Genomic DNA, 25531 nt, shown 5'->3' on the forward strand with positions numbered 1-25531 from the left:
CGGGTGGATTATCCACCTGTTTCTTTCTTTTTATACTCTTGCCAAATTCGTTGATGGGAAACAGGAAAAGCGTATAAGCCGATTTCTTGTTCATCAACGAGTTTAAGCTGTTCCGTTTCCGCAACATCACCAATGATTTTGCCATCATAAACGGTAATATTCCACACTAAATGAGAAAATACATGTTCTAAAGTAGCAAAAGGATTTCCAAGCTGAACCGCTGCCCCGTATTCTTCCTGTAAAAATTTTTCTAGCTGCCTTTCCAGATTTTCCTGCGAATGAATTACTTCGCAGTTCGGAAATTCCCATAAATTCGCGAGCAGACCAGCGCCGTCCCGCTTATGGATCAATATTTTTCCATGCTCATCTTTCAGCACTGCGGCGGCAATCGCCACTTGCTTGACGTTTGCTTTTTTCGTTTTTACCGGAAGTTCCGTCTGCACTCCTTCGTGAAACGCCCGGCAATGCGCTTGCACGGGGCAAAGAAGACAAGCCGGATTACGCGGCGCGCAAATAAGCGCGCCAAGCTCCATTAGCGCTTGGTTGAAATACGATGGATTTTCCTTTGAAATAATTTTTCGGACAATCGCTTCAAACAATTTTCTTGTTCCCGTTTTAGAAATATCTTCCCATACAAGAAAAATCCGCGACAGCACGCGCATGACGTTGCCGTCCACAGCCGGTTCCGGAATGCCATAGGCGATGCTTAATACCGCTCCTGTCGTATACGGGCCAACTCCTTTTAATTTGGAAAACTGTTCCGGATTGTCGGGAACTTTCCCCCCATATTGTTCTTTTACTTCTTTTACCGCCGCATGCAAATTGCGAATCCGCGAGTAGTAACCGAGCCCCTCCCACGCTTTCAGCACTTCTTCTTCGTCCGCTTCCGCAAGCGCTTCAAGCGTCGGAAACTGCTCGATAAACTTATTAAAATATGGAATGACGGTATCTACTTTTGTTTGCTGAAGCATGATTTCCGACACCCATATTTTATACGGGTCATTATCTTTGCGCCACGGCAAGTCGCGTTGTTCTTTTTCAAACCAATGAATTAAATCGCGCTGAAAGTCTTCCACCGCAAATCCTTCCAGAAACGTTTGTTCTTTCACGTTGTTTCCTCCAGATGTCAGTATGTACGTTTTATTATATCATCGTTCGCAAAAAAACGCCTGATTTTGCCGAAGACAGAGCAAAATCAGGCGTCCCTTCCATTATTTCGCCTCTTTTTTGACTACTTTTACGCGGGCGACGCTTTGCTTCGCTTGATCTTTCACATATACAATCCAATACAATAGCGCGACAAACACGCTTCCACCGACCGCGTTGCCTAAAAAGACGGGAACGAAATTGCGGAACCAATCCGCCCATGTCGCATGGCCGGCAAAAATCGCGGCAGGAATGACGAACATATTCGCAACAACGTGCTGAAACCCAATCGCTACAAACGCCATGACTGGAAACCAAATCGCCACTATTTTTCCACCGATATCCTCCGCTCCATATGACAACCAGACAGCCAACGTTACAAGCCAGTTGCAGCCAATTCCAGAAACAAACGCTTGTATAAATGTATCATGAAGTTTCGCGTCGGCAATGGCAACCGTTTTAGCTAAAAACGGACCTTCCGCCGTTAAACCGACAACATGGCCAAACATATAAGCTACAAATACAGCACCAAGAAAATTGCTTACGGTCACCCAAAACCAGCCTTGCACCAATTTTTTAATGGTAATCGTTCTTGCCAACGCCGCCAATGTCATTGACATCATGTTCCCCGTCAGCAACTCTCCGCCGGCGATGATAACAAGCACAAGTCCTAGCGGGAACACTGCGGCGCCTAAAAAATTCGCAAAGCTTCCCCATTCTTTCGGAACGTTGCCAATCACGCGAATGTCCAATAAAAAACCAAGCGCGATAAACGCCCCTGCCAAAAAACCGAGAATAATTTGCGATAATACCGGCAAATTTGCTTTACGCGTTCCCGCTTCAATCGTGATTTGCGCAATTTGCGACGGATTGTGATAAGCCATGTTTGATCCCCCATTTTCTCCAAATTTAGATAGTAATTTTTTCTTGTAATCCCGTTATTTTATCTGGATGTGTATATACGTTAAACGTATTGCCTCGAATAAACCCAACAACGGTAATGCCTAAATCGTTCGCTAATTCGAGCGCCAGCGTCGTTGGAGCCGATTTCGATAAAATAATTCCTATTCCCATTTTTGAAACTTTTAGCAACACTTCCGACGACACTCTTCCGCTGAATACGATCAATTTGTCCGATAACGACAAGTCATGTTGCAAACAATATCCGTAAATTTTATCTAACGTATTATGTCTGCCAATGTCAGAGCGAACGATGACAATTTCGTCCGGCGTGCAAAGCGCCGCGTTATGAATGCCGCCAGTCGCTTGAAAATCAGTCGATCTTTCTTGCAGCGACCGCATTAAGCGACAACATTGCTCCGCATGAACGTTCGTGCTGTGCACAATCGTTTTTGCCGTTTTCACATCGTTATAAAAGTAAAATTGTCTGCTTTTCCCACAGCACGATCCGATAAACCGTTTTGCGTAAAATTCTTTTTGGATCGACTGTTTCGTAACAAGCTCGACGTAGGCAAAACCGCGATGTTCATCGACGGATATCGCCTTTATTTCTTTGCTGGAACGAATCAGCCCTTCCGAAGCTAAAAACCCGACAACCAATTCCTCTAAATGGGTCGGCGTGCATACCATTGTCGCAAATTCCTGTCCGTCAACGACAATCGTAAGCGGAAATTCCACAGCGATTTCATCATCGAGCTGTTCAAAATGTTCGTTACGATACTTTATGATTTTTTGCTGCCGCATCACCGACGGCTCCATTGAATCCACCCCCGTTTTCGGACTCGTAAAAAGAAAACCGCCACATTTTCTATGACGAAGGCATGCTACTCCTTCGTGCACATAGAAAAGTGGCGGTAGTTTTGGCACAGAACATCTGCGGCAAAACCAACGCTCCCATCGCTCCATGACAAGGAAACTTAACTAACAACAGCGTTATCGCTATTGCATAGTTAAGCTTCCTACTGTATAAAACATATAAAAGCTGTTTTTAGAATATCATGAAAGCGCATTATAAAACAATATCGAATTTTTATAGCCATCCTATTCTTTAATTGGTTTTTCAAATATAAAGACGGAGACAGCAATATCTTCTTCCACCTTAATATCGTTGAATAAATAGAGCAGTTTAGATCCAGCCAGTTCTTCAAGGCCATCTGGCACTTTTTGCGCATATACTTCTTGAATCATTCGGGTGCGCGCCGTATGTACCATTTCTTTTCCCTCTGGTGATCTTGCAATAAATTTTTCCGTCGGCGTTAAATTTCCTTGTAATATAGTAACGGCGAGATTGTCGATGAAATACGTTTTAATCCGTTCCGGTCCTTTTCCAAATAGTTGTTTGCGGACTTTTCTCACTAAATCGTTAAACGCCGCTTCTTTTCTTGACATGGAAAAGCTCCTCTCCAATCATAGATTTTCGGAAAATAATAAATTTCTTTTCTTGTTTTATAAACAATACAGTACTATAATTATGATGGCACTTATAATTATAATAAAAAATCAAAAAATAACATAATCATAGTGGAAAAGTAATAAGGAAAATAAGATTTCCTTGTTATTTTTCTACTAGTCTACCTTGACGAGATGGATTGGTTATTTTAGCATCGTCATGCTAAAAAACTACTCCACCATGACCAAGCAGCATCTGCATTCATGGTGGAGTTTTTTATTTCATGATAAGGAGGTTTATGCATGAACGAACAGCTGATAACGATTACAATAAACGGAAACAATTACAGTGCGAAACAAGGAATGACGATTTTGGAAGTCGTCAACGAAAACGGCATTCCACATCCGCAAGTTTGCTATACTCCTGAACTTGGTGCCATTCAAACATGTGACACATGCATCGTCGAGGTAAACGGAAAATTAGTGCGTGCCTGTTCGACTCCTGTCGAAGACGGCATGAACGTCGAACTCTCTTCGGCACGGGCGAAAGCAGCACAAAAAGAAGCGATGGACCGCATTTTAGAAAACCACCTATTATATTGTACCGTCTGTGATAACAATAACGGAAACTGCAAATTGCACAATACGGCGGAATTAATGGGAATTGAACACCAGTCATACCCATATCGTCCAAAAGTGGATCCATCGGAAGTCGACATGTCCCATCCATTCTACCGCTATGATCCAAACCAATGCATCGCCTGCGGACAATGCGTCGAAGTATGTCAAAACTTGCAAGTAAACGAAACGTTGTCGATCGACTGGGAAGCAGAACGTCCTCGCGTCATTTGGGATAACGGTGTTCCGATTAATGAATCTTCCTGTGTCAGCTGCGGGCAATGCGTTACCGTTTGTCCATGCAACGCGCTAATGGAAAAATCGATGTTAGGCGAAGCTGGGTTTATGACTGGGTTAGATCAAGAAATTCTAAATCCGATGATCGATTTTGTCAAAGAAGTAGAGCCGAACTACACGAGCATTTTTGCCGTTTCTGAAATCGAAGCGGCGATGCGGGAACAACGCATCAAAAAGACGAAAACGGTTTGCACGTTCTGCGGTGTTGGCTGTTCATTTGAAGTATGGACAAAAGGACGGAAAATTTTAAAAATCCAACCTGTCTCCGAAGCACCGGTTAACGCGATTTCTACATGCGTAAAAGGAAAATTCGGCTGGGATTTCGTCAACAGTGAAGAACGTCTTACAAAACCGCTTATCCGCAAAGGCGATACGTTTGTAGAGTCAACGTGGGAAGAAGCGCTTTCGCTTGTTGCGGAAAAACTTGGCGAAATTAAGCAAAAATATGGCGGCAATGCCATCGGCTTTATTTCGTCGTCGAAAATATCCAATGAAGAAAACTATTTAATGCAAAAATTGGCTCGGCAAGTGTTTGAAACGAACAACGTCGATAACTGTTCGCGCTATTGCCAATCGCCGGCAACCGACGGATTGTTCCGCACGGTAGGAATGGGCGGCGATTCCGGAACGATTCAAGATATCGCATCAGCAGGACTTGTCATTATCATCGGCGCTAACCCTGCGGAAGGACACCCTGTTTTGGCAACTCGCGTCAAACGCGCGCATAAACTATTCGGCCAAAAATTAATTGTTGCCGACTTGCGCAAAAACGAAATGGCGGAACGCGCCGATCTATTCATCCGACCAAAACAAGGAACAGACCAAGTATGGTTGATGGCGGTTACGAAATATATCATCGACCAAGGCTGGCACGATGAAAAATTCATTCGTGAACGCGTTCATTTCTTCGACGAATTCAAAGAAGTGCTCGAAAAATATACGCTTGATTACGCAGAAGAAGTAACAGGTGTTGCGAAAGAAGACTTAATTCGCATTGCTGAAATGATCCACGAAGCAGATGGTACGTGCGTTCTCTGGGGAATGGGCGTTACGCAAAACACGGGAGGAAGCGATACATCTGCGGCCATCTCGAACTTATTGCTCGCAACTGGTAACTACGGTCGCCCAGGCGCTGGAGCGTTCCCACTACGCGGTCATAACAACGTGCAAGGCGCTTGCGACATGGGCTCGCTACCTGGCTGGCTCCCAGGATATCAACATATTACAGATGACATCGCGCGGGCCAAATTTGAAAAAGCATACGGTGTCCGCATTGACGGAAAACCAGGGCTTGACAACATTCAAATGATTGAGGCTGCTGAACAAGGAAAATTAAAAGCAATGTATATTGTCGGCGAAGATATGGCATTTGTCGATTGCAACGCTAATCATGTCCAAAAAGTGCTTTCAGAATTAGACTTCCTAGTAGTACAAGACATTTTCTTATCAAAAACAGCGCAATTCGCTGACGTTGTTTTGCCAGCAGCACCAAGCCTAGAAAAAGAAGGAACGTTTACTAATACGGAACGTCGCATTCAACGTTTCTACCAAGCGCTTGAGCCGCTCGGCGACTCCAAACCAGACTGGTGGATTATTCAAGAAATCGCGAAACGGATGGGCGCTGATTGGAACTACGCCGGTCCGAAAGAAATTATGGATGAAATCGCAAGCCTCGCGCCACTATTCTCGCAGGCGCAATACGAAAACTTGGAAGGATGGAACAGCCTCTGCTGGGGCAGCTATGACGGTGCGCATACGCCGATTCTTTATAAAGAACGCTTCAACTTCCCGGATGGAAAAGCACGCTTTGCGCTTGCCGATTGGGTACAACCGACAGAATATCCGGAAGAATACGACTTGCTTGTCAACAACGGACGGTTGCTTGAACATTTCCATGAAGGAAATTTAACATACAAGTCGCAAGGCATTCAGAAAAAATTCCCGGAAGTGTTCGTCGAAGTATCGCCGGAATTGGCAAAAGAACGCGGCATCAAAGACGGTTCGCTCGTTCGTTTAGAATCGCCGTTTGGCCACGTGAAAGTACGCGTGCTCGTCACAGACCGCGTCAAAGGAAAAGAATTGTTCTTGCCAATGCACTCGGCATCGAACGAAAGCGCGATTAACATCCTTACTGGTCCTGCGACTGACCATCGCACCCACACGCCGGCATACAAACAAACAAAAGTACGGATGCAAGTGTTAGAAGTCGACGGAACGCCTCCGCTTCCGCGCACAAATCCACGCTTTAAAAAGCGGAATCCGCGCAAAGGCGTCGAAGTCGAACGAAAATGGCAACGTCCAGATTACGTTCCTTTAACGGACGAATGGAAGGAGGCAGAGCCGCGTGGCTAAACCGATTACCGCCATTCAAAAACAGACGATTACCGAAGAAGAAAAGCGTGAAAAAACCATTGAAGAGCTCAAAACTTCGCTAACGGAAAAGGAAGAAGCCGTCACTGAGTTGCTGTCTATTATGGAAGAACTCCATAATAGCGGCATACTCGAAGCCTTAAACGCGATGTTAAAATCGCGAGAAGACATCTTGAAAATTGTCATCGGCCAAGCAAACCGCAAACCGGTGACAACGGTCATCAATCATGTGATCGGGATTGCGCAGCTGCTTGCCAATCTCGATCCGCAATTAACTGCTAAATTATTGGAAAGCACCGCTTCCGGTGTTACCGAAGCGTATAAAAACGCGAAAGAAACAGAGAAAAAAATTGGCATTTTCGATCTTTTAAAAGCGTTGAATGACCCTGATATTAACCGAGCGATCCGCTTCTTCCTTTCCGCTTTAAAGGAAATTGGAAAAAGGCTAAACGGCGAATAAACGCTGATTTTTCACAACCATCTTTCCGAAACGGAAAGATGGTTTTTCTTATAATTTGGTTTCTTCCTCGCGAATAAATGCGGAATATGTTACACTGACAATACAAAAAAAGTTCCTCGTTTTTCGGCCTCGAGCGTTCAAACGGGGTATACTAATGGACGAGGCGAACAAAGGAGGCTTACTTCAATTGGATACAGGCACGCATATTCTTATGGGGGTAGCGCTCGGCAGTATCGCCACGTTGGATCCCACTGTTGCTTATGACCCCTATTTGTCTCATGCCGTGCTGATCGGCACATTAGCCGGCTCACAAGCGCCGGATATCGATACAATTTTAAAATTGCGAAACAACGCAAAATATATCCGCAATCATCGCGGAATTACCCATTCGCTGCCTGCCGTATGGCTATGGCCGTTATTGATTACAGGCATCATCGTTTTCTTTTATCCATACGTCAGTATATTTCATTTATGGTTATGGACGTTCATCGCCGTTGCCGTTCACGTGTTTGTCGATATTTTTAACGCCTACGGCACGCAAGCGCTGCGGCCATTTACAAAAAAATGGATCGCGCTTGGCGTCATTAATACGTTTGACCCGGTGATTTTCGCTCTGCACTTAACTGGCATCGGCTTGTTGTTTCTCGGAGTCCATCCTGGCTACGCGTTTTTAGCGATTTATGCGATCATCGTCGTTTATTACATCATCCGATTCCGGCAAAAGGCGCAGATTAAACAAGCCGTTCACGAGAAAATCCCCAACGTCGAACGCATTATTACTGTCCCGACGTTCCGCTTCCGCGAATGGCATTTAGCGATTACCGCGAAAGACTACTTTTACGTAGGGCGGGTCAAAAACGGGCGCGTCCATATACTCGATCAATTTAAAAAACGCCCGCTTCCTGATGATCCCATCATCGAGGCAGCGAAAAAGGACGAAAACGTTGCTGCTTTTTTGTCCTTTTCCCCCGTCTACCGATGGGAACTCCATGAATATAACGACCATTATGAAGTGCGATTTACAGATTTGCGCTATCGCAGCAAAGGCTATTATCCATTCGTTGCCGCCGTGCAATTGGACCGCGATTTCAACATCGTCAGTTCATATACCGGCTGGATTTTTAGCGAAGGAAAATTGCGAAAAAAATTAAATCTTATGGCAAATGGATAAAAATAAAAACAAATAGGCGGTGTTTCGATATATCCGCCTATTTTTTAATGTTTTAAATAATCGTCTCTGTTTAACAAATGTTTGTATTTCGGATTCGTCGCTTGAAATTCATGCAATGTCGCTCCATATCGGTCTATCCATTGGCGCACCACCCTTTCCGTCATCTCTTTTCCTCTATACGCATGTCCAGCGCGGGCATATGTTGTTTCAAAATCTTCCCATAATAATTCGACCCACGTCCTCGCTTGGGCGTAAGCAAGCGATGGATTTTTCTCGAGCAAATAGTTCGTCAGCCGTTCAAAATATTCGTTCATCGTCATTTTTCCCACCTCTTATGCCAACAATTTGAAATCATAAGACGGCAAAACATCCTCATAATAAAAATACGTGTTGGCTACCAACACGAGCAATTGCAAATGGGGGAATGTGCGATGCGGAATAAAGAACGCGGCTTTCCAAACCAGAACAATAACAAATTCGAAGGCGAACCTCGCGCAAAAGCGGAGTACGCTTCGAAACGGGCAAACGGCACGACCAACACCCATCCGCAAGAACGCATGCGCGCTTCCGGCAAACGCGATGACAACTTTTAAAAATTGCGAGGTGTTCTGCCATGGATCGCCATCCGCGCAAAAAGTTTTATGATAACTTATACTCCAACCCTTTCCAGCAGCCATGGGCGAATCCAAAACATGCCCACTCGCAAGTGAACGGTGAAACCCAGCAAACACTTGACTTAATCATCCTTGAGCGGCAAACGCGGAAACAATCATAGCGTATCGAACCTAGAGAATTTTTTCTTCTCTAGGTTCGCTTTGCTACAAATTCGGCTTCCGTAACAATGAAATCGGCAGCGCTTCTTCTTCCCCGTTGCCTTTCAGCCGGTATCCCCATGCAAATACCCCTTTCAAATAACGCACTTTAAAATATTCCCCCGGATCGCCGTCGATTTCATATATTTCTCCCGGCGGAAAATCGTTTGGATCGAGCAAATACGCTTTGGCCATCGCGATTTTTCTTTCATATACGGCGTATTCATTGACCATTCCCATCCGTTCTGCTTTGCGCGCTTTTTCCGTTAATGCCGCGATTTCTTGATGCAATTCTTGTTCCGTCATTTCACTATAGCGCTTTTGTTCTCCTTTAGCTTTCATTGTTTTTCCTCCTTTAATTTCGCTAAAAATTGCTCAATCATCTCGAGCGGAAAGCCTTTTCGGTACAATGCTTGTTTCATTTTTTGTTCATACATCGGACCATCGTATTTTTCATAGCGGCGGTGCGCTTTTCTTCCTTGGTACTCCAAAGCTTCCCATTCCTGTTCCTCCTTTTTATCACATTCTGACGACAGAGCCTGATCGATCACTTCCTGTGGAAATCCTTTTCGATATAAAAGCTGCTCGATCTGATACTTCCATTGCCGCAAAGACTGTTTCGCCCGTTGCTTTTTTGCTTTTTCGCAAAGCGAGCGCGCCGTCTTCACTTGCTCGTCAAATGAATACAGCGCAAGGCTTTGCTCAATCCATTCCGTCGCAATTCCTAACTTTTCAAGTTCTTTTCGAATAACATACGGGCCTTTTGCGGTCGTTTGTTTTTGCGTACGAACATAAGCAAACGCAAATTCGCGATCATCGACATATTTGTTCTCGCGCAGTTTATGTAACACTTCTGCTATCACATCTTCGGAAGCGCCGTTTTTCTTCAGGTGCTGGATTACTTCATGTTCAGACCGCATGCGGCGCGATAAAAAATATAAAGCTTGATTATACGTTTTTTTGACTTGATCGGCATATACTATTTCTTGTAAGAAATTCTCATCGACCTCCATTCCTTTTTTCAGGCGGAATTGAAGCAAAACGTCTTGATCAACGGTAATAACATCTATTTCTCCATTTTCTTTTTGCATCGTGACGCGAAAACGTTCGTGACTGTTTGGCTGAACGGCTATATTCGTAACGATCCCCATCGATTTTCCCCTCCACTTTTATCGTATCATAAGAAGGAATGTTGCACATAAAAAGAGAAATGAATGATATGACGTCAACAAATAAGGAGGGAAGCAGATGCATATCGCCATTGCCGGCGGCACAGGTTTCATTGGGCAAGCGCTCACCAATTACTTTGCAGCACAAGGACACCGGATTTACATCTTAACCCGACGCCCTAGACCGTCTTCCTTTGCAACTATCCGCTATCTTTCATGGGCGTTTGATACTCATCCCAACATCGACGTTCCTGCTTTTGATGTCGTCATTAATTTAGCTGGCGAGCCAATTAACCGCAAAAGATGGACAAAAACACAGAAAGAGCGTATCATCAATAGCCGCATATCGACCACGGCGGCCATCCTCGAACTAATGAAATCGTTACCAATCCCTCCAAAAATATTTATTAATGCTAGTGCAATCGGAATTTATGGAACTTCTCTTACCGCTTCTTTTACCGAAGAAAGCCCTGCTGCCGGCGGCGACTTTCTCGCCCAAACAGTCATAAAGTGGGAACAAGCAGCGAAGCAGGCTGAAACGCTTGGCGTCCGCACCGTAATGGCACGATTAGGAGTCGTTCTTGGCAAAAGCGGCGGTGCGCTGCCAAAAATGGTTCTTCCTTATCGCTTTTATATCGGCGGCCCTATCGGCACAGGACAGCAATGGCTTTCTTGGATCCATATCGACGATGTCGTTCGCGCCATCGCCTATATGATTGATCATGAGGAACTCGCTGGACCGGTCAATATTACCGCTCCATCTCCAGTCCGTATGGAACAGTTTGGGGAAACGGTCGCCCGCGTGCTTCATCGCCCTCATTGGCTTCGTGTGCCAAATATAACGTTGCGTGCCCTCCTTGGCGAAATGAGCATGATCGTCACCGAAGGACAGCGAGTCATTCCGAAAAAGCTGATGGAAGCTGGGTTTATCTTTTCCTTCCCCACGCTGGAAAAAAGTTTAGTCGATTTATTAGCGACATAACTATTCGTTGTTAAAAAATATATTAAAAAAAATTTAACAAAAAACCTATTTCTTTTTTCTTGAACATCGTGTATGATGGTAAAGACTTAAATCGACGCATTATCTACAATCAGATATCGATGAAATAAAGGGAAGGCAAATGGTGCGCCACCAGCGGATCCCGCTGGTTCTAGTGGGTTCGATTCCCACCCCGAAATTTTTTGATGAATATATATTAAAAAATTTCGAGGGTGGTTTCGCCCACAAGTAAACTGCCCTCGAATAAGGAGGGAAAAGTATGCTAAAAAAACGGGAACTGCAAGATTGCCATGCGCTGTACGAGCTGATGGTGCACCCGGACGTCTTCCCTTTCGTGCGCCAAAAAGCGAGCTCGTATGAAGAATTTTTATTTATGACAAAACAAGTCATCGAAGCGGAAGAACGCGGTGAACTTATTTCCCGCACCATTTTAGATGAATGGGGCAACCCAATCGGCACCATCAGCTTGTTTGACATACAAGATAACGCCGGATTTTTAGGCACATGGCTAGGAAAACCGTATCACGGTCAAGGGTACAACCGCCGTGCGAAAGAGGCATTTTTTCATGAACTATTTTACGAGCTTTCCATCGAAACGGTATTTATGCGCATTCGCAAAGTGAACATCCGCTCCATTAAAGCGGCAGAAAAATTGCCATACGTCACGCCAGCAAACGAAACAAGAAAAAGTTTGCTCGAACAAATCGGAGCGGATGTATACAATCTATACGAAATTACAAAAGATAATTATACGCTATATACGCTTCGCCATCCTTCTTCCATCGATGAGGAACAGCGCAAAGAAGCGTAAACGGGCTGTTTAAAAAAACAGCCCGTTTTATATTTTGCATGCATAAAATAAACAAACGGCGGAAAAACTAACAAAAAAAAATTGAAGTGAGGGGTAGCCTAATGGCGGAAAAACGAAAACGGGAAAAAACGAAAAGCACGTTAACGAGCGCGCAAGAAGTTGCGTATGCTCGCGACTTTAAATTGGCCGACCAAGCAGGCGGCTACACAGCGAAAAAAGCAAAACACTAGAAAACATTGCTATTTATACTTTTTCGCACAAAAGCCATCCTACATAATGAATACATTATCGCTTAGGAGGAATGGATGGATGGGGCGATCCCGCGGACAAAAAACACGCGATAAAAACAAAGCGACTTTGCCGCAAGTTCCGAAACAGCTGAAATCTGACAGACTAAATGCCGAATATTCCAACGAATTTGCGGATCATGCGGAATTAGAAGAAGCGGCACGCGCGCAAGCAGCCGGCATTCACCAAAGCAAAGCGCGCAAAAAATAACGCCTAAAGGCAGCATTTTACGCTGCTTTTAGGCTTTTTCTTCTTCCAATTCTAGAATATCGCTATACTGCTTATAAAACAAGCCGAGCTCCCCTTTATAATTTCCTTTCCACGGTTTATCTTTCCCGCAGTAATGAATAAACACCGTATTTTCGCGAATCCAGCGTAAATCGTGCTTTGGATTCGGAAACAACTGAATCATGTCGTAATAGCGCGCGTCGTAATTATAACGATAACAGTCAACCGGCTTAATTTTGTCCCAATATAAACCATTTAGCACATCTTGGTCCGGAAGCACAAGTTTAAACCGATTCTCACGAATAAACTGATAAATGTCGTCCAATCGTACTTCTTGTCTCATTAACGGCAAGTTCATCAACATGACGCCAGTGTTAAAGTACCCTTTCGCATTTGGAGTCTTCAGCCTCAGCTTGTTAAATAAATTCGCCACTTTCGTGGAATGGGTATGCTCCGCGGCGATAAACATATTCCCTTCAAAATCCATATGATACAAATCGTCGATCGGGTTAATCGCGACAATATCTGGATCAAGATATAAAACGCGATCCAGTTCCCGCGGCAAAAACTGATGTGCGGCAAGACGATAATACATTTCCGAAGTATAATGACGGAACACAGGAGCATCGGCAAACAATTGCGGATCGACATAAATCGGAATAAGTTGATGCCCCTGTTGCTCTACAAAACATTGCAAAGACTCTATTTCCATTTCCGGAATACGTGAATATAACAAATAAAAAGAAAAGGATTTCGTATTATTGCGAAATAGCGAATTCATTAACACTTTTAGCGGTGGAATGTAATTCGAATCTAGCGTCACAAGAATATGAAACATAAACAATCACTTCCTTGCCTTATCGTTATCGTAAAAACATCTCATCCCCTTATATTTATATATATAAATCATCGTGTTTCCAACATATAATAATGATAAAATAGGAAAGCGACTTTTTTCTACAAACATTAGACAGATTACATGATTGCTGATCAAGTCCTGATCATTGTGTAAATTTTCATTTCTTGGTTCAGCGAATTGACGTTTTGGAGAAATCAAACTGCTTTTTGCCGCTTCTTTTTACACAAATTCCCGAACTTGATGTGATTGCTCAACCATTCGCAGCGCTCGGTCGTTTGCCCGCCTCGACGCGAAAACGGCAGTGCCAATAGCCCGCGCGCACCGTTTTCCACAATACGCGCTGATGTCCCTTCCCAGCGCTTCTCTCCCATCGCTGTTATTCATGTCTTCTTAATATTATAAAGAAGGTCACGCGCGCTGTTTTAGCAACAAGCTAATCGAAAACGTACAAAACGGCAATGGAAGCAATATGTCAACAATGAAAATATTTTTCAAACGGTAAAATAGCATGAATATATTTTTATTTTAAATTTTAAAATTATTTACAATTATTAATCTTTTATTTATAATAAATGTAGCAAGCCGTCTCCTGTCAGTTTCGCAGCTGATGTTAGCAGACGGCATTACCTGATGATTGAAGCGGACAATTTTATATGGATAAAGAACTGTGTCGATCTGACCAGCATTTCTTTGCCGAAATGCTCCCTCAGGTCGTAAAAGCCGGTTCCTTTTTTCGCTAAGAAAAGGAGCCGGCTTTTTGCATTCGCTCGTATAGGAGGTGAACGAATGCCGGGAGCGTTAGACGGCGTGCGTATTTTAGATATGACTCGCGTCCTCGCAGGGCCCTACGCCACGATGATTTTAGGCGACCTTGGTGCCGACGTAATTAAAGTCGAAGCGCCGGGTGGATCCGATGATACAAGATTTTGGGGGCCTCCCTTTCAAAACGGAATGAGCGCGTATTACACCGCGGTTAACCGCAACAAGCGCAGCATTGCCGTCAATTTGAAAGAAGAAAAAGGAAAAGCGATCATCCGTCGCCTTGCGAAAACAGCGGATGTCGTCATTCACAATTTTAAAACGGGAACGATGGAAAAGTTTGGGCTTGGCTATGACGAACTATCCTCGTTAAATCCGCGCCTTATTTACTGCTCGATTACCGGGTTTGGCGAGACAGGGCCGTACCGCCATTTACCGGGATATGACTACATTATCCAAGCGATGAGCGGATGGATGAGCATTAACGGCACCCCTTCATCCGGACCGCTGAAAGTCGGTGTGGCCATTGCCGATGTCTTTACCGGTTTGTACGCGGCGATCGCTATCGAAGCGGCTCTTCTCGCCCGCGCGAAAACGGGACGCGGGCAAAAAATTGATCTTTCTTTATTCGACTCGGCGATCAGCACGCTCGTCAACGTCGCCGCCAACTATTTAATGTCCGGCAATGTGCCGACACCGTTAGGAAACGAACACCCAAACATCGTTCCATATTCAACGTATGAAGCAAGCGACGGGCCCATCGTCATCGCCGTAGGGAATGACAGGCAATTTCAAGCGTTTTGTGAACTTCTTTCCGACCCAACGATCGGAACGGATCCGCGCTTTCAAACGAATCCTGGCCGCGTCGCCCACCGTGAGGAACTAAACAAGCGCATCAGCGAAGAAGTGAAAAAGCGAACGCGCGCCGAGTGGAAGCGCTTACTAGACAAAAAAGGAATACCGTGCGGGCCAGTGCAAAATCTTGAACAACTATTTCAGCACCCGCAAACGCTAGCCCGCAACATGGTCATTACGATGCATCATGACAAGATTGGACCGCTGAGGCTCGTCGGAAGTCCGCTCAAACTCTCGGAAACAAAAGTATCGTACCGCCTGCCGCCTCCGCTTGCCGGAGAGCACAACGATGAAATTATAAAAGAAATTATGAATGAAACGGAGGAGGATGAATGATGATGAATTTTGATTTTACTCCGGAACAAGAAATGCTTCGCAGCACTGTTCGCAAATTTGTCGACAAAGAAATTATGCCATATATCAAAGAATGGGATGAGCGCGGATATTTTGAGCCAAGTATTTTAAAACGGCTTGCCGAATTGAATTTAATGGGCGTCTGCATCCCGGAAAAATACGGGGGAATGGGCATGGACTACAACTCGCTCGCCATCGTCTGCGAGGAACTAGAACGCGGCGATACCGCGTTCCGCACCGCCGTTTCTGTGCACACGGGACTAAATAGCTTAACGTTATTGCAATGGGGCACGGAAGAACAAAAACAAAAATATCTCGTTCCACAGGCAAAAGGCGAAAAAATTGGCGCATTCGCGTTAACGGAGCCAAACGCCGGATCGGATGTCGCCAGCATTTCCACCACCGCCGTCCGCGATGGCGACGACTACATCTTAAATGGACAAAAAACGTGGATTTCGCTTTGCGACATCGCCGATCACTTTATCGTGTTCGCCTATACCGATAAATCGAAAAAACATCGTGGCATCTCCGCTTTCATCGTCGAACGGACAATGCCGGGCTTTTCATCAAAAGCGATTAAAGGAAAGCTGGGCATTCGCGCCGGCAACACAGGAGAACTGTTCTTCGACAACGTCCGCGTTCCGAAAGAAAATCTGCTTGGCGAAGAAGGAGAAGGATTTAAAATCGCAATGTCCGCGTTAGACAACGGAAGATTTACTGTCGCCGCCGGCGCAGTCGGTCTCATTATGGCTTGCCTCGAAGCGAGTGTAAAATATTGCCACGAGCGCAAAACGTTTGGAAAAGAAATCGGGAGACATCAGCTTGTGCAGCAAATGATCGCGAAAATGGAAGCAGGATTGCAAATCAGCCGCTTGCTCGTCTATAAAGTAGGCTTTTTGAAAAATCAAGGCCGACGCACGACGAGGGAAGCGTCGCTCGCGAAGTGGATCGCATGCGATTTCGCTAATCAAGCGGCCGACGACGCCGTCCAAATTCACGGCGCGTACGGATATTCGAATGAATATCCGGTCGAACGCTACTTGCGCAATTCGAAAGCGCCGGTCATCTACGAAGGAACGCGAGAAATTCATACGATTATGCAAGCGGAATACGCGCTCGGGTACCGCGTCGACAAACCGCTTCGCAAAACGCTGCCGGCTTGGAACCCAGAGTCCACCACATTGTAAGCCCTCGTTCATCTACGAGGGCTTTTTATTGCGCATTTTCCGCGCGCATTTTGCAATATTGCTTATACAAATCCTTTAGAGCCGCGCATAGCGCCGAATTCGCCTTTCCTAAATATCCTTCATTCAGCTGCTCTAAAATGGAATCAATCCCGTCTCTTAGCGAATGGCCTTTAAGCAAACGGGCGACATAATCGCGTCCGTGCTCTGTCGCCAGCGTGCACGAAGCGTCGACGATCACCCCGTACTTTTTATCAATCTCCGCCGTGATCGTCAGCGTATCATACATGCTTTTTGCCGCCATTCCCGCTGGAAGCCGCGCGTGCCCGGCGATAAATTGTGTGTTCATTCCCTCTCCCCTCCCACAAAAATAGTATGTCTACTATGCAATTATAAACATAATAATTAAAATTTTCTAAAAATATTCAGCAACTTTTTTATTATTTCAATCATTATTTCCTTATCTATGCTTTATGTGCACGCAATATATATGCTATAATGATGCACAAACGAACCCATTCAGATATGAAAAGCAAGGCATGCCGCGCGTACAAGTCGTCAAAGCCCCGCTTCCAATGAAGTAAAAATGAAGTAAAGTGGCAGACTGCGCACTAGGGGTGATCAGATGGATTCATTCACTGTTTCCTCTATCGCAAAAGTGATGAATGAATTGTTTCCGATAGAAGCGTCTTTCGTCATTTCTGACGATAAGCGCTATATTTATTACCAGCCGAGCAAACAGATCGATTTAAAAATTCGTCCCGGAGACAAAATCAAACCGGAATCGGTTACTTACAAAGCCTTGACCATTCAACGGAAAATTGCAGAGCCAAAAGACAGCCGCGTTTTTGGCGTACCTTACTTTGGGATATCCGTCCCAATTTTGGACGATGGCGCCCCGAAAGGCTGCGTTACCGCAATATTGCCGAGAAAGCCGGCGCTTACAATGCCGTATTTAACGATCCGCACGACAGATCGCTGGCTTCCTGTCTCTTTTGAAAGCGTTATCTATTTAGAAGCGCAAAACCGGAAAACATTCGTAAAATCAAGTTATGCAGAAGGATACCATAAATATAACTTAACGGAACTGGAATTCTCCCTTCCTGACGATATATTTATTCGCTGCCACCGGTCATATATCATTAACATTCATCATATTGCGGAGATTCATCCCGATTCGCACTCTACTTTTTTGCTAATAATGAAAGACGGCTCCAAAGTGCCCGTCAGCCAAACATATGCAAGCCATTTCCGGAAGCTGCTCTGCTTTTAATGTCCATGTGCAGCAAAACAGCTTCCCCCGCTTTCTTTTCGCCAAGAGCTCACGCAAAGTGGGCTCTTTATTTATTTCATTTATGTTTAGCAACCTACGCACTGTTGATCTGCCACCTATTCATTTTTACCACGAATAGATTTCTATTTTTTCTTGTTTACGTAGCAAAAATTCTTTTTTATTTACAAAGAAAGCCCTTTTATTCCATTTTGAATGATTTTTTACAAGCTAATTGCTAGAATATTTTAAAAAAACAGTGAGGTGAGATAGGCATTGGATAAATACATTTCCGAATTCATCGCCAATCCTCGTTTAAGAAACCGAATTGTAACGGCGGAAACAGCTGCTTCATGGATAAAAGACGGTATGACGCTCGGCCTAAGCGGATTTACTCGCGCTGGCGACGCCAAGGCAGTCCCTTATGCATTGATCGAAAAAGCGAAACAACAACCTTTAAAAGTAAACGTGTATACAGGCGCTTCACTAGGCTCGGACGTGGACAAAATGATGGCAGAAGCAGGAATCGTCAACAAACGTCTTCCGTTCCAAGCCGATTCTGTAATGCGCAAAAAAATTAACGAAAGAGAAATTTTGTTTGTTGATCAACATTTATCACATACGGCGGAATTAGTGCGTTCAGACGTATTAAATCCCATCGATTTCGCGATTGTGGAAGCGATTTCAATAACTGAAGACGGAATGATTATTCCTTCTACTTCTGTAGGAAATTCATCGATCTTCGTGAACAAAGCGCGACACGTCATCATCGAATTGAACACAGCCCAACCACAAGCACTGAAAGGACTTCATGACATTTACGAAGCCGGCAAACAAGGAGAACGAAACCCGATACCTTTGACAAAAGTAGACGATCGAATCGGAACGATTGGCATTCCAGTGGATGAGGATAAAATTATTGGAATCGTTTTGACAAACCAGCCTGATTCGCCATCGACGATTGTACCTCCAGATGCGGAAACGGCTGCAATAGCGAATCATTTAATCCATTTTCTCCGAAAAGAAGTGGCAGCAGGGCGACTTTCCGAACATTTAGCGCCGATTCAAGCAGGCATTGGTTCTGTTGCGAACGCCGTCCTTTACGGTTTATTAGATTCAGAATTTTCCAATTTGGAAGTTTATTCAGAAGTTCTTCAAGATGCCATGTTTGATCTCATTGATGCAGGAAAAGTCCGGTTCGCTTCCGGCTGTTCCATTACTTTGTCGCAAAACAAAATGAAACAAGTGTATTCCAATTTAGATGCTTACCGAGGCAAACTTATCCTTCGTCCTCAAGAAATTTCTAATCATCCGGAAATCATTCGCCGCCTCGGACTCATTTCCATTAACACCGCCTTGGAAGCGGATATATATGGAAACGTTAATTCTACGCACGTTCGCGGCACGAACATGATGAACGGCATCGGTGGTTCAGGCGACTTCGCCCGCAACGCGCGCCTTACGATTTTCGTGACAAAATCAATTGCAAAAAACGGGGCAATTTCCAGCATCGTTCCATTCGTATCACACGTGGACCATACCGAACATGACGTTGATGTGATCATCACAGAATATGGATATGCCGATCTTCGTGGGCTAGCGCCAATCGAGCGCGCTCCTCTTATCATTGAAAATTGCGCACATCCGGATTACCGCCCGCATTTACGCGAATATTTCAACGAAGCGCTTAAGCGTGGCGGCCACACACCACACGTTCTTGAAAAAGCGTTCGCTTGGCATGTCAATTATGAAAAATACGGAACAATGATAGAGCCACAATATCAACTGCAAACCTAAGAAATAAAAAAGCGGGGTACCTTCACAAGGATACCCCTTTCAGTAAATTGTACACACTCCCACGATTAATATAATCCACCCCATTTTTTCACCTCCTGCTTTTATTATTTATTCATTTCGAAAGTTTAAAAATACCAAATAACAAGCAAACCATGCTCCCCCATAATATCCCCGCTTTGCCGAAAGGGATGGAAATTTCTACTAACTATCGCAGATGGGGGAAGTCAAAAAAATCGCTTTAAATGCAAAAATACATCACCATAGAGAACATTATCTAAACTAATCGACAAAATAAGCCATTAAAATTAAGTCATCATAAGTTTGTTCATCTATCTTCATCGCTTTTGTTTTAACCCCTTCTTCGACAAATCCAAAATTTCTGTATAAGCGAAGGGCGTTCGTATTGTCTGCGGCTACTTCCAGGCAAACTTTTTCAATTAAAGGGTTTTCCTTGGCCCAATCTAATAGCATCGTTAACAATGCTTTCCCTACCCCTTGGTTTCTGAAATCTTTTTTCACACTCATGCCAAAAGAACCTTGATGTTTCGTTCGCAGCCTATGCCCATTATGAAAATCTAAAAATCCAATGATTTCCCCATCATACTCCGCTAAAATTGCCAGTTTTCCATCGTCATCAAGCATTTGCTGCAACAATTGTTTTTGCTGCTCGCCTGTTGCCTTAAACTCCGCTTCAGTTGTAAGTAAATAAGGCGCTTCGCCAAGGACCGTTCTAATAAAATCCACCACTTTATCGGCATCATTGGGCAAAGCAGTTCTTACGACAAATTGTTTGCCGTTCTTCGCCATAAATTGCCTTGCTTGTATCTCTCCCATAGAACCCCCCTCTAAAAGATGCTTTTTTATCCCTGACGGAAAAATAAACTGTACTGCAGACAAAAGGTTAATTCGTTCTTTCACAGGAATTGAATATTGAACAAAGGACTACTCTTTTTAAACCCATCTCGTCCTCTCGAAGAATACCTATCCAAATGGAATCATAGTATTTGCCATCATAATAGCGCATTAAATGGAAGGCAGCTTTTGTTGTTACTTTAATAATCTTTTCAAGAATACGTAGCTTACTTTATCGTATTGCATTTTTTCTTCATAAAAACGATGTGCGTCAACACGCTGCAAGCCAGAAGACAAAGAAACAATACTATACCCGTTCTCTTTCGCCCATTGATGTACATACGATAAAAGTTTCTCACCGTATCCTTTTGATCGCTCACTTGGTGCTGTAACTAAATCGCAAACCCAAATGAAGCGGCCATTGTATAAAGTAATCATAGGCATAAATCCTGTAATGGCCACCATCTTACCATGATCATAAAGAGCAACTAATCGATATCCTTCCTTCTGTTGCGCTTCAAGCACCAACTCAAGGTATGAATTTTCATCAAGATGGGTTCGTAAATGCTTCATTACCGAAAATCCAGCTAAAATTTCTTCTTTCGTTCGAAGCTCTTTGAATAATAAAGTTGAAGTTGTTCCCACATTATCCACTCCCTTTTTATTGATAGATTTCCATAACGTAAATTCAAAATCCTTCCATAAAAAGTTAAAAAATAGAATACAAATTTTATCGAATTATATCATAACTTCAATTTTTATGAATATTTATTTTAAAACTATCTTTTGTTGTTTCCGTTTTTCCATCGGTTCTCCAAGCTGTTACACCCAAATCCTAAAAAATAAAGCCGCGCAATAAGGATAGGGGAAAATCTTGAGGGACAAACCTTTCCCGTCTTCCCCACCTTCCTTTTGCGCGCTTTAGTGCTTGGCATAAGTTTTTTATTTTCGCAAGGAGTTGATTTATGCTCTACAAATTCAACGTTAATCGCGCCACGCTTTCCACATGGGCGGTATGTGGAAACATATCGACAGGCTGGATGTAGTCGACATGGTAACGCTCTGCTAGCACATCGACATCGCGCGCGAGGCTGGACGGGTTGCACGAGACGTACACAACCGTTTTCGGCTGGACGAGGAGAATCGTTTGCAAGAGCTTGCTGTCACAGCCGGTGCGCGGCGGGTCAACGATGATAACATCGGGTTTCCAGCCTTCCTTCACCCATTTTGGAAGCAATGCTTCCGCCTTGCCGACAACGTACGTTGCGTTGGCAAATCCGTGTTTTTTCGCATTTTTTTTGGCATCTTCAATCGCTTCGGGAATGACATCCATCCCGCGGATTTCACCGGCGTCTTTGGCGAGCCAAAGCCCGATCGTGCCGACGCCGCAATAGGCATCGACGACTTTTTCCGTCCCCGTTAAAGCGGCTGCCTTTTTCACTTCGTCGTACAGTTTTACCGTTTGCACCGGATTCAACTGGAAAAACGCGCGCGCTGACAGTTCGAACGATAAATCCCCTAACACTTCTTGAATGTATTCTTCTCCTTCTAAAAGCAGCGATTCTTCTCCGAAAATGAGCGACGTTTTTTGTCCGTTAATATTTTGCACGATCGACTTTACTTCCGGAAGGCGCCGCTTTATTTCGGCGATGAGCAGTTCTTTTCGAGGGATTTCTTTTTTTGTAGTAATAAGCACAAGCTGCACATCCCCCGTATGAAACCCGACCCTTGCGACGATCGTGCGGACAAGCCCTGTTTGCGTCCGCTCGTTGTAAATCGGAATGCGCAAATCTTGGAGAATCATTTTCACCATGTTGGTCACGCGGTTCGTAGCCGGGTGCTGGATGAGGCATTCGGAAATATCGATGAGCTGATGGGAATTCAAGCCATACAAACCGGCGATGACCTCTCCTTTTTTCACGCCGACTTGAAATTGGCTTTTATTGCGATAATGCCACGGGTCATCCATCCCGATCGTCGGGCGGATTTCCAGCGCTTCCACCGGCAGCCGGCAATGCCGCTCGAGCGCCTGAATAACAATATCGCGTTTTTCGCGAAGTTGCGCTTCATAATCCAAGTGCTGGAGCTGGCAGCCGCCGCACTGTTCGTAGACAGGGCATCTTGGTGTGACGCGGTGCGGGGAGCGCTTGCGGATTTTTTTGATTTTCGCTTCCGCGTATTTCGGGTGAATGTCCGTCGCTTCCACGACGACTTCCTCTCCCGGGAGCGCGCCGGAGACGAATACCACTTGCTTTTTAAAATAGCCGACTCCTTCTCCATTGATGCCGAGCCGTTTAATCGTCAGCGGAAACTGTTGTCCTTTCTTGATGGTGATTGTCTTCTTCGTCATCGTTTGCCACTCCTCATTCGATGCTTCTCCATAAATATAGCGACGCGTAGCTTAAATACGGCTCCCAGCGCTTGCTTAGCTCTTCCATTTGTTTGGCCGACGGCCTTTCCGAAAGACCAAGGAGGCGCTGAACCGCCCGCTGCAAACCGATGTCCGCTTTTGGAAACACATTTCGTTTTCCAAGCCCAAACAGAAGGAAATTTTCTACCGTCCATGGGCCGATGCCGCGAATCGATAACAATGCATCCATCACTTCGGCTTCGCTTTTGCGCGCGAGTTCCTCCAATGACAGCTTCCCTTCGGCAATGAGCCGCGATGTATCAATGATATACTCCGCTTTTCGCCCGCTTAACTGCAGCTGTTTCAGTTCATCATAAGAAAGCGCGGCAATGTCTTCCGGACGCGGATAAAACCAAACGCCATCGATTTGCGTCCCGAACGTTTTTACAAACCGCTCTGTCAGGCGGTAAGCAACTTTCAAATTTAACTGCTGGTGAATAAGGCATTTCATTAAACAAAAATAAAGGTCAAAATCTAAAATAAGCGGCATTCCTTCATATTCGGCAAAAAGCGGCTGCAATTCGGTCCGCTGAAAATGTTCATGAATCGGGGCAAGCGGCGTATTCCATTGAAACAGATGGGAAATCCGCTCCAGCATTTCATTTTTTCGTTCCGGATATGGCGCTGTCACAAGAAAACTCGGTTCATCCTTTGTCCCGACGCTTTCGACCGTCACAGCGATTGGCTCATTCTGTATATAAAGCGGAACAACGACTTTCTGTTGCGCGATGTCCACCGATATAAGCGGATCGAGCGCAAGCCGCTCCAACGCATGGGCAAAATCATACGGCGGGGTGACATACACTTGCTGTTGCCACATAACGATCACCTTTTTATCGTCGTTAAGGTTACGAATAATGTTTAATTTATTCAAACATGTTAAAATCTTTCATTAAACATTATTCTTTGTTAAGCCACATTTAGCTTAACAGGGTGTAACCCCACACCCTCTACTCCATTTGCAAACGCATTTGGAGATACTTTCTTAATAATTTGATAAGCAGCATTCACATCTGCATTGATCAAAATTCCTGTATTACTTTTAAACAAACCACGTTTGATTCTTCTACTTTTATCGTAATTCTCTTTTGTCGGAGTTTCGCCATCTAAAAATGAGGTTCCACTTGTATATGATTCATCTGTTAATATAACCTTGATTCCAACTTCTTCACATTTATATTGCAATTGTTGAATAAACATATCATAAGGAATTTGCACAAATGATTGATTTAATCGTTTTCCTAAATGAATTTCTTGTTTCCAATGATTATTTTTACCAATAATAACCGTATCAATGCGACGCTCAACACACCAATTCACAACATATCTGCTTGCTTTATGCATAAAATCTTTCATCTTATTGTTTCGTTTAAGTGTCAACCTTTCTAATCTTTTACTCCAATCTAATCCATTTTGTTTCTTTAAAATACTTTGAAAATACGCTTTTTGTTTGTTGTAGTATTGATTGATGGATTTGATCCCTTTGCCATTCATAACAATCGGTGTTTCACCGATGTTATTTACCATAGTTGCAAAGTTATCTAATCCTAAATCAATACCTACAACACGATTACTTTCATGAATCATGTCTGGAATTTCTTTTTTATAAACAATTTCAATTATGTAAATACTTCCTTTAGGAATAATTCTAACTTGTTGCAGCCCTTCGGCAACTTTTGTTTTTAGTTTTAAATCAGTTTTAGGAAACTTAATATATCCATCTTTCATTTTGCATTGTTGATTAGTAAATATTACAATATTACGGCCATTCTTCTTTTTATATTTAGGCAACTTTGGTTTACCTAAATATTTGTTATTTTTACTCCATTCTTTCATTGCTTGAAAAAATGACTTCCAATTCTTATCTAGCAATCTTAATATTTGTTGTGATGTTTGTGCAGGCAACTCTTTATAAACCGCTTCTTGCTTTAACATTTTATCTAATGAATTATATCGAACCCATTTATGATGATTTACAAATTCTTGCCGTATAATATAATTAGCATAATTATATAAATTCTTTGATTTAAAACATAAATTGTCACACATTTGCCACAATGGGTGTGTTCGTTTAATTTGATGTTGCTCTACTCTTGTAACAAACAATTATTCCACCTCCCTCTATAAATGTTGATATATCAACGGTTGTAGCCGTTTCAGAGGTGTCAAAAAAATATTTTTCGACAAAGTTCCTAACATTATTTCTTAAATATGTGTATATCTTACATTGGGTGGGTACGCTTCGCGGTCACTACTGGTTAAATTTGGTTGTAGTGGGGGAAGCGTATGGGATGCACCGTGGATCTCTGCATCGCTGATGATGACGAACCCTCCCATGTCTCTTGGCATCCTTGTGCCTACATTCCTTCGTTCGGTCTAGTCATCAGGCAGAGGCCGGCTATGCTCCTTTAGGGACTCAAGGTCGAATGGATGATATCGCGCCAGCTTCTCCGTGTCATCCTTGTTGTCTAG

Annotated in this window: 27 protein-coding genes; 13 read left to right on the plus strand and 14 right to left on the minus strand. The window is 43.9% G+C overall.

The features are described 5' to 3' along the window. Nucleotides 1–8: 8 nt before the first annotated feature. From mutY to BM278_RS11995, 4 genes are all read right to left on the minus strand, one after another. Nucleotides 9–1109: an A/G-specific adenine glycosylase gene (gene mutY / locus BM278_RS11980; protein ID WP_090950004.1), complete on the minus strand. Its 1101-nt coding sequence runs from the start codon at nucleotides 1107–1109 to the stop codon at nucleotides 9–11. 102 nt (nucleotides 1110–1211) lie between these two features. Further along, nucleotides 1212–2030, minus strand: a complete 819-nt coding sequence (locus tag BM278_RS11985) for a formate/nitrite transporter family protein (RefSeq protein WP_090950006.1) — start codon at nucleotides 2028–2030, stop codon at nucleotides 1212–1214. Between the two features lie 25 nt (nucleotides 2031–2055). Then, nucleotides 2056–2865, minus strand: coding sequence for a formate dehydrogenase accessory sulfurtransferase FdhD (gene fdhD / locus BM278_RS11990; RefSeq protein ID WP_090950010.1), 810 nt, complete (start codon nucleotides 2863–2865; stop codon nucleotides 2056–2058). Nucleotides 2866–3147: 282 nt separating this feature from the next. Further along, complete coding sequence (locus BM278_RS11995) at nucleotides 3148–3495, minus strand: Na-translocating system protein MpsC family protein (protein WP_064550588.1); 348 nt, start codon at nucleotides 3493–3495, stop codon at nucleotides 3148–3150. A 303-nt stretch (nucleotides 3496–3798) separates the two neighbouring features. On the opposite strand from BM278_RS11995, the gene fdhF reads away from it, so the two are divergent. The 3 genes from fdhF (at nucleotide 3799) to BM278_RS12010 (ending at nucleotide 8411) form a co-directional block, all read left to right on the plus strand. After that, nucleotides 3799–6762 (plus strand): formate dehydrogenase subunit alpha, encoded by a 2964-nt coding sequence (fdhF, locus tag BM278_RS12000; protein WP_090950011.1) that lies wholly within the window; start codon nucleotides 3799–3801, stop codon nucleotides 6760–6762. Further along, nucleotides 6755–7240, plus strand: coding sequence for a helical membrane plugin domain-containing protein (locus BM278_RS12005; RefSeq protein ID WP_090950013.1), 486 nt, complete (start codon nucleotides 6755–6757; stop codon nucleotides 7238–7240). Before fdhF ends, BM278_RS12005 begins: the two co-directional genes overlap by 8 nt. Nucleotides 7241–7427: 187 nt before the next feature. Continuing rightward, nucleotides 7428–8411: a metal-dependent hydrolase gene (locus BM278_RS12010; protein WP_090950056.1), complete on the plus strand. Its 984-nt coding sequence runs from the start codon at nucleotides 7428–7430 to the stop codon at nucleotides 8409–8411. A 44-nt stretch (nucleotides 8412–8455) separates the two neighbouring features. Here BM278_RS12010 and BM278_RS12015 read toward each other — a convergent pair whose 3' ends face one another. Continuing rightward, nucleotides 8456–8725 (minus strand): YfhJ family protein, encoded by a 270-nt coding sequence (locus tag BM278_RS12015; protein ID WP_143093444.1) that lies wholly within the window; start codon nucleotides 8723–8725, stop codon nucleotides 8456–8458. Between the two features lie 117 nt (nucleotides 8726–8842). On the opposite strand from BM278_RS12015, the gene BM278_RS12020 reads away from it, so the two are divergent. Both BM278_RS12020 and BM278_RS12025 read left to right on the plus strand, forming a co-directional pair. Further along, nucleotides 8843–9004 carry a small, acid-soluble spore protein K gene (locus BM278_RS12020; protein ID WP_090950018.1) on the plus strand — a complete coding sequence of 54 codons (162 nt, stop codon included), beginning with the start codon at nucleotides 8843–8845 and terminating at the stop codon, nucleotides 9002–9004. A gap of 20 nt (nucleotides 9005–9024) precedes the next feature. Then, a complete protein-coding gene (locus BM278_RS12025) occupies nucleotides 9025–9186 on the plus strand; it encodes a YpzG family protein (protein WP_090950021.1) in 162 nt (53 codons plus the stop codon). 43 nt (nucleotides 9187–9229) lie between these two features. On the opposite strand, the gene BM278_RS12030 is transcribed toward BM278_RS12025, so the two are convergent. Further along, nucleotides 9230–9565: a YfhH family protein gene (locus BM278_RS12030; protein WP_090950023.1), complete on the minus strand. Its 336-nt coding sequence runs from the start codon at nucleotides 9563–9565 to the stop codon at nucleotides 9230–9232. Continuing rightward, nucleotides 9562–10374, minus strand: a complete 813-nt coding sequence (gene recX / locus BM278_RS12035) for a recombination regulator RecX (protein WP_090950025.1) — start codon at nucleotides 10372–10374, stop codon at nucleotides 9562–9564. The genes BM278_RS12030 and recX overlap by 4 nt, the downstream gene beginning before the upstream one ends. Before the next feature lie 97 nt (nucleotides 10375–10471). Here recX and BM278_RS12040 point away from each other — a divergent pair, with 97 nt between their 5' ends. The 4 genes from BM278_RS12040 (at nucleotide 10472) to BM278_RS12055 (ending at nucleotide 12701) form a co-directional block, all read left to right on the plus strand. Continuing rightward, nucleotides 10472–11374: a TIGR01777 family oxidoreductase gene (locus BM278_RS12040; RefSeq protein WP_090950028.1), complete on the plus strand. Its 903-nt coding sequence runs from the start codon at nucleotides 10472–10474 to the stop codon at nucleotides 11372–11374. A 277-nt stretch (nucleotides 11375–11651) separates the two neighbouring features. After that, the gene (locus BM278_RS12045; RefSeq protein WP_090950030.1) at nucleotides 11652–12203 is read left to right on the plus strand and encodes a GNAT family N-acetyltransferase; all 552 of its coding nucleotides are present in this window, start codon (nucleotides 11652–11654) and stop codon (nucleotides 12201–12203) included. A gap of 101 nt (nucleotides 12204–12304) precedes the next feature. Further along, a complete protein-coding gene (locus BM278_RS12050; protein ID WP_090950031.1) occupies nucleotides 12305–12433 on the plus strand; it encodes a YfhE family protein in 129 nt (42 codons plus the stop codon). Between the two features lie 79 nt (nucleotides 12434–12512). Beyond that, entirely contained in the window at nucleotides 12513–12701 is a 189-nt protein-coding gene (locus tag BM278_RS12055) for a YfhD family protein (protein WP_090950033.1), read from the plus strand. A 28-nt stretch (nucleotides 12702–12729) separates the two neighbouring features. Here BM278_RS12055 and BM278_RS12060 read toward each other — a convergent pair whose 3' ends face one another. After that, nucleotides 12730–13557, minus strand: coding sequence for a glycosyltransferase family 8 protein (locus BM278_RS12060; RefSeq protein WP_090950035.1), 828 nt, complete (start codon nucleotides 13555–13557; stop codon nucleotides 12730–12732). Nucleotides 13558–14364: 807 nt separating this feature from the next. Between BM278_RS12060 and BM278_RS12065 the strand changes: the two genes are divergently transcribed. Both BM278_RS12065 and BM278_RS12070 read left to right on the plus strand, forming a co-directional pair. Further along, nucleotides 14365–15528, plus strand: a complete 1164-nt coding sequence (locus tag BM278_RS12065) for a CaiB/BaiF CoA transferase family protein (RefSeq protein WP_090950037.1) — start codon at nucleotides 14365–14367, stop codon at nucleotides 15526–15528. After that, complete coding sequence (locus BM278_RS12070; RefSeq protein WP_208601802.1) at nucleotides 15528–16733, plus strand: acyl-CoA dehydrogenase family protein; 1206 nt, start codon at nucleotides 15528–15530, stop codon at nucleotides 16731–16733. The genes BM278_RS12065 and BM278_RS12070 overlap by 1 nt, the downstream gene beginning before the upstream one ends. 25 nt (nucleotides 16734–16758) lie before the next feature. On the opposite strand, the gene BM278_RS12075 is transcribed toward BM278_RS12070, so the two are convergent. Further along, nucleotides 16759–17079: a DUF3870 domain-containing protein gene (locus BM278_RS12075; RefSeq protein ID WP_090950041.1), complete on the minus strand. Its 321-nt coding sequence runs from the start codon at nucleotides 17077–17079 to the stop codon at nucleotides 16759–16761. Nucleotides 17080–17355: 276 nt separating this feature from the next. Here BM278_RS12075 and BM278_RS12080 point away from each other — a divergent pair, with 276 nt between their 5' ends. Next, nucleotides 17356–18003, plus strand: a complete 648-nt coding sequence (locus BM278_RS12080) for a LytTR family DNA-binding domain-containing protein (protein ID WP_090950042.1) — start codon at nucleotides 17356–17358, stop codon at nucleotides 18001–18003. A gap of 273 nt (nucleotides 18004–18276) precedes the next feature. Continuing rightward, nucleotides 18277–19797 (plus strand): acetyl-CoA hydrolase/transferase family protein, encoded by a 1521-nt coding sequence (locus BM278_RS12085; RefSeq protein WP_090950044.1) that lies wholly within the window; start codon nucleotides 18277–18279, stop codon nucleotides 19795–19797. Between the two features lie 279 nt (nucleotides 19798–20076). Here the strand turns inward: BM278_RS12085 and BM278_RS12090 are convergent, their stop codons facing one another. The 5 genes from BM278_RS12090 to BM278_RS12110 form a co-directional block, all read right to left on the minus strand. Further along, complete coding sequence (locus tag BM278_RS12090) at nucleotides 20077–20694, minus strand: GNAT family N-acetyltransferase (protein ID WP_244151154.1); 618 nt, start codon at nucleotides 20692–20694, stop codon at nucleotides 20077–20079. A gap of 150 nt (nucleotides 20695–20844) precedes the next feature. Further along, nucleotides 20845–21294: a GNAT family N-acetyltransferase gene (locus BM278_RS12095; protein WP_090950047.1), complete on the minus strand. Its 450-nt coding sequence runs from the start codon at nucleotides 21292–21294 to the stop codon at nucleotides 20845–20847. 325 nt (nucleotides 21295–21619) lie between these two features. Then, entirely contained in the window at nucleotides 21620–22999 is a 1380-nt protein-coding gene (gene rlmD, locus BM278_RS12100; RefSeq protein ID WP_090950049.1) for a 23S rRNA (uracil(1939)-C(5))-methyltransferase RlmD, read from the minus strand. A gap of 13 nt (nucleotides 23000–23012) precedes the next feature. Continuing rightward, nucleotides 23013–23879, minus strand: coding sequence for a DNA-3-methyladenine glycosylase family protein (locus BM278_RS12105; protein ID WP_090950050.1), 867 nt, complete (start codon nucleotides 23877–23879; stop codon nucleotides 23013–23015). Between the two features lie 89 nt (nucleotides 23880–23968). Beyond that, nucleotides 23969–25165, minus strand: a complete 1197-nt coding sequence (locus tag BM278_RS12110; protein WP_090950052.1) for an RNA-guided endonuclease InsQ/TnpB family protein — start codon at nucleotides 25163–25165, stop codon at nucleotides 23969–23971. Nucleotides 25166–25531: the final 366 nt, after the last annotated feature.

Source organism: Parageobacillus thermantarcticus, from assembly GCF_900111865.1.
In the GTDB taxonomy this organism is placed as follows: domain Bacteria; phylum Bacillota; class Bacilli; order Bacillales; family Anoxybacillaceae; genus Parageobacillus; species Parageobacillus thermantarcticus.

Excerpts from the sequence above, each read along its gene's own strand:
- BM278_RS11985 (WP_090950006.1), bottom strand. The coding sequence starts at position 2,030 with ATGGCTTATCACAATCCGTCGCAAATTGCGCAAATCACGATTGAAGCG.
- fdhD (WP_090950010.1), bottom strand. The coding sequence starts at position 2,865 with ATGGAGCCGTCGGTGATGCGGCAGCAAAAAATCATAAAGTATCGTAAC.
- BM278_RS11995 (WP_064550588.1), bottom strand. The coding sequence starts at position 3,495 with ATGTCAAGAAAAGAAGCGGCGTTTAACGATTTAGTGAGAAAAGTCCGC.
- fdhF (WP_090950011.1), top strand. The coding sequence starts at position 3,799 with ATGAACGAACAGCTGATAACGATTACAATAAACGGAAACAATTACAGT.
- BM278_RS12015 (WP_143093444.1), bottom strand. The coding sequence starts at position 8,725 with ATGAACGAATATTTTGAACGGCTGACGAACTATTTGCTCGAGAAAAAT.
- BM278_RS12020 (WP_090950018.1), top strand. The coding sequence starts at position 8,843 with ATGCGGAATAAAGAACGCGGCTTTCCAAACCAGAACAATAACAAATTC.
- BM278_RS12025 (WP_090950021.1), top strand. The coding sequence starts at position 9,025 with ATGGATCGCCATCCGCGCAAAAAGTTTTATGATAACTTATACTCCAAC.
- BM278_RS12030 (WP_090950023.1), bottom strand. The coding sequence starts at position 9,565 with ATGAAAGCTAAAGGAGAACAAAAGCGCTATAGTGAAATGACGGAACAA.
- recX (WP_090950025.1), bottom strand. The coding sequence starts at position 10,374 with ATGGGGATCGTTACGAATATAGCCGTTCAGCCAAACAGTCACGAACGT.
- BM278_RS12040 (WP_090950028.1), top strand. The coding sequence starts at position 10,472 with ATGCATATCGCCATTGCCGGCGGCACAGGTTTCATTGGGCAAGCGCTC.
- BM278_RS12045 (WP_090950030.1), top strand. The coding sequence starts at position 11,652 with ATGCTAAAAAAACGGGAACTGCAAGATTGCCATGCGCTGTACGAGCTG.
- BM278_RS12050 (WP_090950031.1), top strand. The coding sequence starts at position 12,305 with ATGGCGGAAAAACGAAAACGGGAAAAAACGAAAAGCACGTTAACGAGC.
- BM278_RS12055 (WP_090950033.1), top strand. The coding sequence starts at position 12,513 with ATGGGGCGATCCCGCGGACAAAAAACACGCGATAAAAACAAAGCGACT.
- BM278_RS12060 (WP_090950035.1), bottom strand. The coding sequence starts at position 13,557 with ATGTTTCATATTCTTGTGACGCTAGATTCGAATTACATTCCACCGCTA.
- BM278_RS12065 (WP_090950037.1), top strand. The coding sequence starts at position 14,365 with ATGCCGGGAGCGTTAGACGGCGTGCGTATTTTAGATATGACTCGCGTC.
- BM278_RS12070 (WP_208601802.1), top strand. The coding sequence starts at position 15,528 with ATGATGAATTTTGATTTTACTCCGGAACAAGAAATGCTTCGCAGCACT.
- BM278_RS12075 (WP_090950041.1), bottom strand. The coding sequence starts at position 17,079 with ATGAACACACAATTTATCGCCGGGCACGCGCGGCTTCCAGCGGGAATG.
- BM278_RS12080 (WP_090950042.1), top strand. The coding sequence starts at position 17,356 with ATGGATTCATTCACTGTTTCCTCTATCGCAAAAGTGATGAATGAATTG.
- rlmD (WP_090950049.1), bottom strand. The coding sequence starts at position 22,999 with ATGACGAAGAAGACAATCACCATCAAGAAAGGACAACAGTTTCCGCTG.
- BM278_RS12105 (WP_090950050.1), bottom strand. The coding sequence starts at position 23,879 with ATGTGGCAACAGCAAGTGTATGTCACCCCGCCGTATGATTTTGCCCAT.